The organism is Dethiosulfovibrio peptidovorans (assembly GCA_002748665.1).
GTDB lineage: Bacteria > Synergistota > Synergistia > Synergistales > Dethiosulfovibrionaceae > Dethiosulfovibrio > Dethiosulfovibrio peptidovorans_A.
Genome location: PDTB01000028.1, coordinates 22,254 through 34,689, shown reverse-complemented (window position 1 = coordinate 34,689; position 12,436 = coordinate 22,254). Strand labels below are relative to the sequence as shown.

Genomic DNA, 12,436 nt, shown 5'->3' with positions numbered 1-12,436 from the left:
GAGTGTGATATATTGTCTGGGTTGTTTATTTGTTTTGACGTCAATTCTATGATCCCCTTCAGATGGCAGGAGGTGCAGTTGAATGAAACAGACTTTTCAGCCTCATAACAGGCCCAGAAAGAGAAAAATGGGGTTCCTGGCCCGGTCCAGCTCTCCCAGTGGGCGTCGGATCCTGGCCCGTCGCCGCGCCAAAGGGCGTAGGCGTCTGGCTGTGTAATACCGGGGTTTTGGAGCTCACGTACCCGGCCTCGCTTCGTCTGAGACGGGGATGGGAATTTGACACTGTGTTCCGCATCGGTCGTCGGTGTTCAGGCGGGCTGGTGCGGTTGTTGTTTCTGGAGGTTTCCGGCGAGACAACTCGTTTCGGCGTGGTTGCCGGTAAAAAACAGGGGAATGCCTGCATCCGAAGCCGAGGGCGCAGAGTGCTTAGGGAGGCGGCCCGTCGGCTGGCTCCTTGGACTTGTTGTGGATATTGGCTGGTTCTGGGGTTGTCTCGAAAGGGGCTGGAGAGCGATGCCCGAAGGATTTATCTTGATCTCGCCTCTCTCATGGATCACGCAGGGCTTCTGACTGCCGACTGGCCTGGTCCTCAATGGTAACCCGTACAGCCCGTGGTCTTTTGTTGTGTATACGGGGATATCAACGTTTGATATCCCCTTTTTTGGGGAAAAACTGTCGCTTTCATCCGACCTGTTCTCAGTATGCTCTCGAGGCTATTGGTCGCTTTGGAGCTCTTCGGGGTACCTGGCTGACTGTTCTCCGTCTGTTGCGATGCGGGCCTTGGCATCCTGGCGGGTACGATCCGGTCCCTGAGCAGGAGGATACATTGAAACTACGAGGAGAGTGAGCGTTTTGTGGGAAGCTGCGAGTAATGCCATGTATGGTCTTCTTTCAACCATACATAATTTTGTCGGTTCCTGGGGGCTGGCCGTCATCGTCCTCACTCTGTTGGTTCGGTTGGCCCTCCATCCTCTGAACCACAAACAGCTGGTGAGCATGCAGAAAATGCAGAAGCTTCAGCCACGGATCAAGATGCTTCAGGAGAAGTACAAGAACGACAAGGAAGGACTGAGCCGGGAGACGATGGCTCTGTATAAGGAAAACAAGGTCAACCCCGCTGCCGGGTGTCTTCCTCTTTTGGTTCAGCTTCCTATCCTGATTCTTCTTTTCCGGGTTTTGATGAATTCCGATTTCGGCGGTGCCACCTTTTTGGGCGTCACCCTGGAAGGGTCGGTCCTCTCCACCATGGGACAGGCTCTTGGATTGGTGGCTCCCGAGGGAGGTCAGATCGGTTTTTTAGCGGTGCTTAAGGGGATCTCGGCCAACCCGGTCGGTCTGACCTCGGTTGGGGCGTATGCGCCCAATCTGGCCTTGCTTCTTCTGATTATCTTCGTTACGTGGTATCAGCAGAGAATGACGTCTGCCAGTAATCCTCAGATGGCGATGATGAGTTGGTTTATGCCTCTGTTCATGGGTTTTATCTGCTTGAGTCTCCCTGGAGGGGTCATGTTGTATTGGGGAGCGTCGTCCTTTATCGGGGTGGGCCAGCAGTGGTGGGTTCTCCACAAGACCGCCCAGGAGGGGAAGCCGGCTCTGTTCAAGGAAAAACCGGCGAAGGATAAACAGGGGGAGTAACCTCTCGAAAGGAGGAATACATGGTGGCCGACTATCGGATGGTATTAGAGGTCAAAACGGAAAACGAGGCCAGGGAACAGGCAGCTCGCAGGTGGAGCGTCTCTCCCGATGATCTTATTGTCAAGGTTCTGGACGAGGAGAAGGCCTTTTTTGGCCTGTTTGGACGGAAGCTTCGGGTGGAGGTTCGGCAAAAAGATGAAGAGCAGGCCCCCCCGTCACCCGTGGATGAAGATCCCCAAGTGTCTTATGACGACGAAGAAGAGACCGACGGAGACGGTGATTCCGTCGCTCATTTGACGAAAGAGTCGGTTGTCCAGGATATAGTGAAACTCATGGGGCTCCAGATTACGGTGAATCTCAGCGAGGATGGCCGGATCAACCTTTCCGGTGCTGATGCCGGTATCATTATAGGGAAACACGGTGACACGATGAAGTCCCTGGAGTATCTGTCGAACCTGATCGTTCGTCACGCTTGCGGGGTTCCCCGAGGGCGTCTGGACAGCGACGGGTATCGGGAGCGGCGGGAGGCTGCCCTTGAGCGTCTGGCCGAGTCCTCAGCTCGGGAGGCGTTGAGTACCGGTCGAACGGTGTACCTCAATTCTATGACGAGCTGGGAACGCCGAATTATCCATATCGCCTTGAAGGATCGAACGGATGTCGAGACCCACTCGGTGGGCGTGGACCCCGACCGTAAGGTGGCTATCAGATTGACCCAGCAGGGACGGAAGAAGCGAGGAGCTCGAAAGCGCTGATGCGCCCGATCCTCTTTCACATCGGTCCCCTGCCCGTCCAAAGTTATTACCTGCTGTGGACGGCGGGCCTGTGGGTGGCTCTGTTTTGGACCAGACGACGGGCTGAGAGATGGTACTCTGTGGACTCGGTCCGACTGCATTCGGTGTTGGTCTGGAGTTTCGTCGCCATGCTTTTAGGGGCTCGTATCGGCGGTTATTTTGATAACTGGACGGCCTACATCGCCGATCCGTCCAGGCTTCTTCGTTTCTGGGAGGGGGGTATGTCCTCCCTCCCAGCGGCTTTATCGTGCGGTCTGGCCGGTATATGGCTTTGTCGGCGCCACGGCGTTGAGGTGTGGCGAGTGGCCGATGCCGCAAGTATCCCAATGATGGCTTGTATCGCCATCGGCCGATGGGGATGCTTTTTAAACGGCTGTTGCTATGGGGTGTCCACGACACGTCCTTGGGGGGTTCATTTCCCTCGGCTTTACGGCGCTGTTCATCCCACTCAGGTTTACTACGCCGTGGGAGCTTTTTGTATCGCCCTGTTTCTCTGGGGGCTGGAACGGTGGATTGGTCAGGGAGATCGGTCCGTGGGAGTTCCCCTTTTATGGCCCGTGCTGATGATTTTGTACGGTACGGAGCGCTTTCTCGTGGATATCCTGCGAGATGGAGATCGGATCGCCGGCTTGAAGGTCGGTCAGGGCTTGGGGTTTTGCGTGGCTTTTGCCGGTCTCTTCTGGCTCCTTCACTCGTTGGTAGTCCTTCGGGAAGCCCGTGGGGGAAGGATGAATGTGTGACGAAAGGAGAGATGGATATGCACGACAGACTGACTGCAACACTTGCCGCTGAGCTTCAGTCCCTTCGGGACTCGGGGCGGGCAAAGGGCAGGGAGCTCATCATCCAGAGGGTCGAGAAGGCCCAGGGTGATCGTGGTCCTCGGTATTTCGTGAAGGGATATGGAGACAAACCGTTTATCCGAATGAACGCCAATTCCTACTTGGGGCTGGTCCTGAGGGACGATCTTCGGAAGGCTGAGGAGGACGCTACCGAACGCTATGGTGTGGGGCCCGGAGCTGTTCGGTTTATCAGCGGGACGTTCGAGCCTCATCGTAATCTGGAGAAAAAACTGGCGGCTTTCCACGGACGGGACGAGGCTATGATTTTCAACTCGGCGTACGTCACCGTCAATGGTGTGCTGTATTCCCTGATCTCCAGGGAAACCGCGGTGGTCAGCGACGAACTGAATCATAACTGTATCATCAACGCCATTCGTCTCTCGCGGCCTCTCTCTAAATCCGTCTATGCTCACAACGACGTGGCCGAGTTGGAAAAGCGAATTGAAGAGGCGGTGGGAGCCAAACGCCTTATCGTGGTCACCGACGGTATTTTCAGCATGAGGGGAGACCATGCTCCCCTGAAGGAGATCGAGGCCCTCGTTCGCAAGCACGACAGTCGTTTCCCTGAGAATATTGTTCTGGTGGTGGACGATTCCCACGGTGTAGGAGCCTTCGGGGCGACGGGCCGGGGAACCGAGGAGTACACGGGGGGCCGGGCTGACGTGCTTATCGGCACTTTGGGCAAGGCGTACTGCGTGAATGGAGGGTACGTTGTCGGTGAAAAAACAATTGTAACGTATCTTCGGGAGCACGCTCCCATGTATATCTACTCCAATCCTATATCTGCCGGCGAGGCCTGCGCCACGGCGAGGGCCTTGGAGATTCTGGACAGCGCGGAGGGCCGCTCTATCCTGGATCACCTTCGGGCTATGACGGCTCGTTTCGAGACGGGGCTAAAAAACCTGGGGTACGAGGTTATTGAGGGGGAGCATCCTGTGGTGCCTCTCATGGTTCGGAATACCGACGAGACGTCCCGGTTGGTGACTTACCTGCTGGAGAACGGCGTGCTCGCTACGGGGTTGAACTATCCGGTGGTTCCCAAGGGTGACGAGGAGATCCGTTTTCAGATCGCCGGAGACCATACCGCAGCCGACATCGACTCAGTTTTGTCTATCCTGAAGGCCTACAAGGAGAAGGCGTAAGTTCTCGCCGCGTTCACGGCGAGGTCCCCGATCGGGGATCTCGCTTTTTTTGTGGGACACCTCTGCAGACCCACATCCGGGTCTCCCAGCCTCAGGTCGTTCCAGCAGATTCCTGTCTCGCCCAAACGTATTTTTTGACCTGCCTGTTCCATACCGTCGCCTTATGTAGATGAATGGGCTCCGTCGAAACGATCTGAGGCGAGTTTCTGAGTTTTTAGAGGTTTCCTGTAGGCTGTTCGGTGATTCCTCAGGTATGGGCTTCGGTAAAAATGACGATGTCACCGGATTATCTCTGGTGTACAGTGTGATGCAGAATACATTCGGAGGTGTTTTATTATGAGAATGAAAATAAGACAAGGTTTGGGAGTATCGCTGCTTTTGGCTTTTTCTCTTGCTGCCACGTCTCTGGCCTGGGCTCAGGATGTCTATACGGGTAATCCGGTGGCGGCTATAGCGGAGCAGTCCTCTCCTGCTGTGGTCAATATCGACACGGAGGCCATGGTTCGACGGAGTATGTCGCCGTTTGGGGACGATCCGTTTTTTCGGGAGTTTTTCGGGAAACAGTTTAAGGAGTTTTCCCGGATGGTTCCCATGCGGGGGAAGGGATCGGGATTTATCGTCAGCACTGACGGCAAAGTTCTCACCAACTGCCATGTCGTGGCCGATGCCGACAAGATCACGGTGACCCTGTCGGATGGACGGGAGTTCGAGGCCAAGGTCGTGGGTAAGGATCCCACCTTTGATCTGGCCGTCCTTCAGATTGACGCGTCTGAGCTGCCAACCTTGGAGCTGGGCGATTCTGACACCACGAAAGTGGGCGAGTGGGCCGTCGCTATCGGTAATCCCCTGGGACTGGAACACACGGTCACAGTCGGCGTGGTTTCGGCTAAAAACCGCAGTATTCATGCCAAGAATTTCAACTTTGACGGGTTCCTTCAGACGGACGCGGCGATCAACCCGGGCAACAGCGGCGGTCCGTTGTTGAATCTCGACGGCAAGGTTATCGGCATCAACACGGCCATCATTCCCTATGCCCAGGGGATAGGCTTCGCCATTCCCGTCAACATGGCAAAACAGGTCATGGCCGACATCGTGAAATACGGCAAGGTCCGCAGAGGGTGGCTCGGGGTGTACATCCAGCCCGTTACGAAGGATTTTGCCGAGGCTTACAAGCTGAAGGGAACCGACGGAGCTGTCGTCAGCGACGTCATGCCCGATTCCCCGGCGTCGAAGGCAGGGGTCCAGAGAGGCGACGTGGTCATCTCCCTGAACGATTCGCCGGTGAAGGATCACAAAGATTTCGTCATGAAAGTCCGTCAGCACATGGCTGGCGACACGGTGAAGCTGGAGGTTATCCGAAAGGGACATCCCAAAACCCTGTCCGCCACTCTGACCGATGTGGACGATACGACTGCCTTCGGCGATTCGGATTCGGGCCAGGTCGATCGTCTAGGTGTCAAGGTGGCTAAAAATTCGTCGCAGCTTCGGGAGAAATATCGCCTCTCCACCGATGATGGCGTCGTGATCACGGGAGTTGACGAGAGATCGGTAGCGGCGATGGCCGGATTGAAAGAGGGAGACGTGATTCTCGAGGCTAACGGAAAGTCACTGCATTCACCGTCTGATCTGGCTCGAGCCATGAAACGCAGCAAGTCGGCGGCGGTCCTCCTCGTCAGCAGGGACGGACGAACCAGCTTTTTGTCCCTCTCGCTGGGAGATCGGTAGAGAGACGCTCAGGTTCATACGCCTGTACCAACAAGAGCACCTCGAATGGGCTCCGTTGAAATGACCTCGCCGGGAAGCTGAGTTTTCAGAGATGCCGTATAAAAAAGGTCGAGCCAGATCGTCATGATCCAGCTCGACCTTTTTTATCGACAGTGGTTAATTAATTGAACTCGCTGCACTGAACCTTGTAGCCCACCCCTCGCACGGTGACGACGATGGAGTCCATCTTGTGCTCTCTCAGCTTATCCCGAAGGTATTTGATGTGGACGTCCACCACGTTGCTCGTGCCGTCGTATTCTTTTTGCCAGACTTCCGTGATGATCCTCTCGCGGCTGAAGACCTGGTTGTCGTGGCGCATCAGCAGTTCAAGGATGTCGAACTCCCGACGGCGGAGAGGAACCGAGACGTTGTCCACCCGACACTCACGGGCTACAGGATCGAGGATAAGGCGTCCACAGGTAAGGAGCGGGCGGTGACACTGGGCACTCCTTCGGATGAGGGAGTGAACACGGGCAATAATCTCCCGGCCGTCGCAAGGCGCTCCGACGTAGTCGTCTACGCCTCGCTCGAACATGACCACCAGGTCGTCCACCGATTTATCGTTCGCCAGCACCAGGATAGGCAGCCCCATACCGCTCTCTTTGTTGAAGTCCACCAGATCCATTCCGCACTGGTCATCTGCGTCGTTTCTTTCGATGACGACACAGTCGTATTTATTCGATTTCAGCATCTCGAGTCCCTCGTCAGGGTCGCTGATTCGAACGACGGTGAACTCTTTGGAGAGATCGCTGAAGAGATTCTGATTCTGTCCCTCGGCCGCAGTTTCTTTGTCTCCAACTATAAGTATTCTCATTTTTACCACCCCTGAAAATATGTTTCGTTTCATCGACCTAACGGTCACTATAGGTGTATTAAAACATAAAGACAGAGAATTGTCTAGTGTGAATATCGGTTGTTTTACTGGTTTTTTATCAATATCCTTTTCTTGCCACCTGAAAAAGATAATGATACAATGACCCAGACCCGAATCTAGGTCTGCCCGGTATGGGCTCACGTGGACTCGGGAATTTGGCCTAAAGGCCACTGCAGAGGTGTGTATAATGCTTTCCAGGGAACAGAAGAGTGACATTATCAACGATTTTCATTTTCATTCTACGGACACAGGATCTCCAGAGGTTCAAATTGCGATTCTCACGAAGAGAATTCGGGATCTAACCGAACATCTGAAGATTCACAAACACGACCATCACTCCAAAAAAGGTCTTCTTACTATGGTTGGTCGTCGCAGGAAGTTGCTTCGGTATCTGAAGAACAAGAATTTCAATCGATACAAGACGCTCATCGAGCGTCTTGGTCTGAGGCACTAAGTTGCCGATTGAGCGGAGACGGATTTTGTCCGTCTCCGCTCTTTTTTGTCCTTATCTGTGGTATGCTTAACGGTATTGAAAAGGGTCGGAACATAAGGAGGAAAACGACATATGCACAAGACGTATCAGATTCGCATCGGTGAACAGGACCTGGTTTTTGAGACAGGGAAGGTCGCCAAACAGGCTTCGGGGGCTATCTGGGCCTCTCAGGGAGAGACCGTGGTCCTGACCACGGCGTGTATGACAGAGAAACCTCGCGAGGGGCTGGATTTCTTTCCGCTTCTCGTCGATTTTGAGGAACGATTTTATTCTGCCGGGAAGATTCCCGGTGGCTTTATAAAGAGGGAGGGGCGTCCCTCTCAGACGGCGATCCTGAGTGCCCGGGTGATTGACCGGTCGATTCGGTCTTTGTTTCAGGACTGGATGCGTCACGATGTCCACGTCGTGGCGACGGTCCTGTCGGTGGATCAGCAGAACTCGCCGAATGTCCTGGCAATCAACGCCGCCTCGGCTGCCCTGACGATATCGGATATTCCCTGGGGTGGTCCTGTGGGGGCTGTTCGGATCGGCTATGTGGACGGTGCTCTGGTTGTGAATCCCACTGAGGAACAGATGGAATCCAGCACTCTGGAGCTCTTGGTATCTGGTCATGCCGACGGTATTACGATGGTCGAGGCGGGAGCCCAGGAGGTCTCGGAGGATTTATTGGTGGACGCTCTGGAGCTGGCTCACGGTGAGATCAAAAAGATCGTTGCGCTTCAGCTCCGAATGAGGGAGGAGATCGGTCGTCCCAAGGCCGAGATCGTACACCCCGTGGAGATCCCTGAGATAGATCGCTGGGTGGAGAGCGAGTTGAAGGACGATATCGCCGAGGCCGTGATGATTCACGATAAGAAGAAGCGTGGCACGGCTATTCGGGTTCTTGAGGATCGGGCGAGGGAGTATTTTGCCGAGTCCTATCCTGATAAGGGTTCGTATATCTCCAAGGCTGTGGAATCCTGGGTCAAGTGTATGATGCGCCGGATCACCGTTTCGGAGCGTCGCCGAGCTGACGGTCGGCGGACCGACGAGCTTCGGGCCCTGAACTGCGAGGTCGATCTGCTGCCCCGGGTCCATGGCTCAGCCGTCTTCACCCGTGGCGAGACGCAATCTTTGGCTACGGCGACGCTGGGTATGTTGGGCGAGGACGATCAGCTTATCGACGGCCTGAAACACAACGAGCCCAACAAGCGTTTTATACTCCACTATAATTTCCCTCCGTTCTCCGTCGGAGAGGTTCGGCCTATGCGTGGGCCGGGCCGCCGTGAGATCGGTCATGGAGCTCTTGCGGAGCGGGCGCTTACCCCGGTGATCCCCGACGAGGAGCAGTTTCCCTACGTGATCCGGGTGGTCTCGGATATCCTGGAATCCAACGGTTCCAGCTCCCAGGCCTCGGTCTGTGGCGGAAGTCTTGCCATGATGAGTGCTGGTGTTCCGCTGAAGAAGCACGTGGCCGGAATCGCGATGGGGCTGATAAAGGAAGGGGACGAGGTGGTCGTCCTGACCGATATCCAGGGTCTCGAGGATCATTACGGGGATATGGATTTCAAGGTGGCAGGTACCCGGGACGGAGTTACGGCACTTCAGATGGATAATAAGGCCGGGGGGATCACCAGGGCCATCCTGGAACAGGCTCTCGCCCAGGCCAGGGATGCCCGTATGTCCATCCTGGATGTTATGGAGCAGGCGATCCAGGGTCCGAGGGAGCTTTCGCCCAACGCTCCTCGTATGTTCACGATGATGATCGATGTGGATAAAATCCGGGACGTTATCGGACCCGGTGGTAAGGTCATCCGGGGAATCACGCAGGAGACCGGTGCCAAGGTCAATATCGACGACGATGGACAGGTTTTAGTGGCCGGAGTGACTCAGGACGAGGTGAACGCCGCCGTCAAGATGATCGATGATATCGTTCGTGAGATTCAGGCCGGTGAGGCTTTCTGCGGCAAGGTGACTCGGCTTATGGCCTTTGGGGCCTTCATCGAGGTCCTTCCTGGTAAGGAAGGGTTGCTCCACGTCAGTGAGATCAGTACCCACAGGGTGGGCAAGGTCGAGGACGTGTTCAAGCCCGGCGACCAGGTATTGGTGATGGTTCGGGAGATCGACGATATGGGGAGGATCAACCTCACCAGAAAGAAGCTGTTGGCTGACGAGACCAAGGTGAAGGAGGCCGGTCTGGAGGCCTATCTGCCGTTTGAGGCCGAGAGGGACAAGGCGATCTCCGAACTTCCTCCGGCTCCATCGGGAGGACACGACGGACCGAGGCGACGCCCAGGCGGCGATGACCGCCGTCGTGGCGGTCCCCGGGGCGATCGTCGCAGATAGTTTTTGAGGCCATGAATATACGTATTCCCGTCGTTCGGGAAGGGGAAGCTTACGGGCTTCCCCTTCCCGGCTATCAGACCGTCGGTGCTGTGGGTATGGATCTGTACGCTGCCGAGGACACCGTCATCTGCCCAGGTCAGTGTATCTCCATTGGAACTGGGCTTCGGATCGCTGTCCCTCAGGGATACGAGGCGCAGATCCGCGCGCGGAGCGGTCTGGCTTTGAAGCGCAAGATCATCATTCCCAACGGTCCCGGAACCATCGACTCGGATTATCGAGGCGAGATACGGGTGATTTTGATGAACCTGGGCGACCGCCCTTTTGCCATCGATCGGGGAGATCGAATTGCCCAGATGGTTCTGGCACCCGTCGTTCGAGGATTTTGGGAGGAGGTGGACGAGCTGGATACCACCGTACGAGGTCTCGGTGGATTCGGTAGTACCGGGGGCGCAGCTGTTCACAACCGTCGGGAAGGGCAGGAGGACGACGACCCATCGTAGGGGTCGTCGAGAGCGGCGGAGCGAGGGGCTCCGCTCGGAAGAAAGGCAGGGGATGGACGTGATTCGTTTTTCCGATGTTGATGGTCAGGTCTTGGAAGCAGACCCCATGTTGGCTGGCGATATTCTGAAAAAGTTTAAACAGGATAAGGGAGCCTTGGCAGCCAAGGTCAACGGGGAGCTTTTAGACCTGAATGTACCGATAAAGTGTGACGCTACGGTTGAGCCTGTTATCTCAAACTCCGAGGAAGGACTGGAAATTCTGCGCCACTCGACAGCCCATCTGCTGGCCCAGGCGGTAACGAGGCTCTTTCCCGGTGCCGTCGTGGCTATCGGGCCGGTGATCAAGGACGGCTTCTACTACGATATCGAGTTTAAGGAGCCCATCTCCGAGGCTGATTTTCCGGCTTTAGAGAAGGAGATGCATCGTATCGTGAAAAAAGCCGTTCCCCTGACGAGGGTGCGGCTCCCCATCGAGGAGGCTGTCGATCTCTTCAGGGAGAGGAAGAATCCGTACAAGGTGGAGATCCTGGAGGCGGTCGAGGACAGCTCGGTCAACGTCTACTGGCAGGAGGAATACGTAGATCTCTGTCGAGGCCCTCACGTTCCAAACACCCGGTTTCTGAAGAATTTCAAGCTTCTCTCCGTAGCCGGTGCCTATTGGCGTGGCGATGAGAACAACATCATGTTGACCCGAATTTACGGCACGGCCTTTCCGTCTAAGGAGGAGTTGGACGAATATATTCGTCGTATGGAGGAAGCCCGAAAGAGGGATCATCGCAAGCTCGGTCGTGAACTTGGTCTTTTCTCCCTTCACAGGGAAGGGCCCGGTTTCCCTTTCTTTCACCCCAAAGGCATGGTCGTTATCAACACCCTGGTGGACTTTTGGCGCAAGCATCATCGCCGAAACGGCTATGATGAGATCAGGACGCCTCTCATCCTCAACCGAGATCTGTGGATGCAGTCAGGCCATTGGGACCATTACCAGGACAATATGTATTTTACCGAGATTGACGAGCAGCCGTATGCCATCAAACCCATGAACTGTCCCGGCGGTATCCTGGTCTACAACGCGGACCTCCACAGCTATCGAGACCTCCCCATGCGAATGGCGGAGTTGGGGGTGGTACACCGTCACGAGAAGTCCGGCGTGCTGCACGGGCTCATGAGAGTGCGTTGCTTTACCCAGGATGACGCCCATCACTACTGTATGCCCGATCAGATTGCCGATGAGGTATCTCTGATCATGGACATGGTGGACTATACCTACTCGAATATCTTTGGTTTTAAATACCATGTGGAGCTGTCTACAAGGCCGGAGAACTCGATGGGATCGGACGAGCTGTGGGATTTGGCGGAGAAGTCCCTTCAGGAGGTTCTGGAGGCCCGGGGCACTGAATATGTCCTCAATCCCGGTGATGGGGCGTTCTACGGTCCCAAGATAGACTTCCACCTGGAGGACTGTATCGGGCGGACGTGGCAGTGCGGCACGATACAGCTCGATTTTCAGATGCCCGAGAAATTCGATATCACCTACATTGGATCCGACGGCAAAGAACATCGCCCCGCCATGCTTCATCGAACAATTCTGGGCAGCCTGGAGCGCTTCCTCGGCATCCTTATCGAGCACTACGCTGGTGCCTTCCCCTTCTGGATCGCGCCGGTTCAGTTGAAGATCCTGGCCGTGAGTGAGGATCACAGGGAGTATGCTCTTGAGCTCATGAGAAAACTTGAGGCCCTGGATTATCGGGTCGAGCTCGATCTTCGAGATGAGAAGCTTGGCAGGAAGATCCGTGATGCTCAGATGGAGAAGGTTCCCTTTATGCTCGTCGTCGGCGACAAGGAGCGGGATTCAGGCACGGTAGCTGTTCGTGATCGTTCTGAGGGGGATCTGGGGTCCATGATGGTGGAGGATCTGATCACCCACCTGGAGGGCCAGCTTAATCCTCTTTCGACACCACTTGCCTAACGGTGGAGTAGATGGTATCATACCCTCGTTATATACATTACGGAAGAAGAAGGGGTTCCCTCCTCACCTGATGACGCAGAAGCAGTTATCTGGTTTTTTCGGCGAAC

13 protein-coding genes are annotated in these 12,436 nt (G+C 55.4%); 12 read left to right on the top strand and 1 reads right to left on the bottom strand.

Translation table 11 applies throughout. From position 1 onward, the window contains the following. Positions 1-82 precede the first annotated feature (82 nt). The 8 genes from CSA35_08455 (at position 83) to CSA35_08420 (ending at position 6,132) form a co-directional block, all read left to right on the top strand. Entirely contained in the window at positions 83-217 is a 135-nt protein-coding gene (locus CSA35_08455; GenBank protein PIE53996.1) for a 50S ribosomal protein L34, read from the top strand. Then, entirely contained in the window at positions 210-599 is a 390-nt protein-coding gene (locus CSA35_08450; protein ID PIE54007.1) for a ribonuclease P protein component, read from the top strand. Before CSA35_08455 ends, CSA35_08450 begins: the two co-directional genes overlap by 8 nt. Then, on the top strand, positions 593-847 hold the full coding sequence (locus tag CSA35_08445; GenBank protein ID PIE53995.1) for a membrane protein insertion efficiency factor YidD: 255 nt from the start codon (positions 593-595) through the stop codon (positions 845-847). The genes CSA35_08450 and CSA35_08445 overlap by 7 nt, the downstream gene beginning before the upstream one ends. Before the next feature lie 5 nt (positions 848-852). After that, positions 853-1,635 carry a preprotein translocase YidC gene (locus tag CSA35_08440; protein PIE54006.1) on the top strand — a complete coding sequence of 261 codons (783 nt, stop codon included), beginning with the start codon at positions 853-855 and terminating at the stop codon, positions 1,633-1,635. A 20-nt stretch (positions 1,636-1,655) separates the two neighbouring features. Next, a complete protein-coding gene (locus CSA35_08435; GenBank protein PIE53994.1) occupies positions 1,656-2,387 on the top strand; it encodes a hypothetical protein in 732 nt (243 codons plus the stop codon). After that, positions 2,387-3,166 (top strand): hypothetical protein, encoded by a 780-nt coding sequence (locus CSA35_08430; protein ID PIE53993.1) that lies wholly within the window; start codon positions 2,387-2,389, stop codon positions 3,164-3,166. The genes CSA35_08435 and CSA35_08430 overlap by 1 nt, the downstream gene beginning before the upstream one ends. A gap of 11 nt (positions 3,167-3,177) precedes the next feature. After that, entirely contained in the window at positions 3,178-4,407 is a 1,230-nt protein-coding gene (locus tag CSA35_08425; protein ID PIE54005.1) for a 7-keto-8-aminopelargonate synthetase, read from the top strand. A 336-nt stretch (positions 4,408-4,743) separates the two neighbouring features. Further along, entirely contained in the window at positions 4,744-6,132 is a 1,389-nt protein-coding gene (locus CSA35_08420; protein PIE53992.1) for a protease, read from the top strand. Between the two features lie 160 nt (positions 6,133-6,292). On the opposite strand, the gene CSA35_08415 is transcribed toward CSA35_08420, so the two are convergent. Next, positions 6,293-6,985, bottom strand: a complete 693-nt coding sequence (locus tag CSA35_08415; GenBank protein PIE53991.1) for a DNA-binding response regulator — start codon at positions 6,983-6,985, stop codon at positions 6,293-6,295. Between the two features lie 247 nt (positions 6,986-7,232). On the opposite strand from CSA35_08415, the gene CSA35_08410 reads away from it, so the two are divergent. The 4 genes from CSA35_08410 to CSA35_08395 all read left to right on the top strand — a co-directional run bounded on the left by CSA35_08410 (position 7,233) and on the right by CSA35_08395 (position 12,329). Next, positions 7,233-7,499, top strand: coding sequence for a 30S ribosomal protein S15 (locus tag CSA35_08410; GenBank protein PIE53990.1), 267 nt, complete (start codon positions 7,233-7,235; stop codon positions 7,497-7,499). Positions 7,500-7,610: 111 nt separating this feature from the next. Beyond that, entirely contained in the window at positions 7,611-9,863 is a 2,253-nt protein-coding gene (locus CSA35_08405; GenBank protein ID PIE53989.1) for a polyribonucleotide nucleotidyltransferase, read from the top strand. An 11-nt stretch (positions 9,864-9,874) separates the two neighbouring features. Next, the gene (locus CSA35_08400; GenBank protein ID PIE53988.1) at positions 9,875-10,363 is read left to right on the top strand and encodes a dUTP diphosphatase; all 489 of its coding nucleotides are present in this window, start codon (positions 9,875-9,877) and stop codon (positions 10,361-10,363) included. 106 nt (positions 10,364-10,469) lie between these two features. After that, positions 10,470-12,329 (top strand): threonine--tRNA ligase, encoded by a 1,860-nt coding sequence (locus tag CSA35_08395; protein PIE54004.1) that lies wholly within the window; start codon positions 10,470-10,472, stop codon positions 12,327-12,329. Positions 12,330-12,436 lie beyond the last annotated feature (107 nt).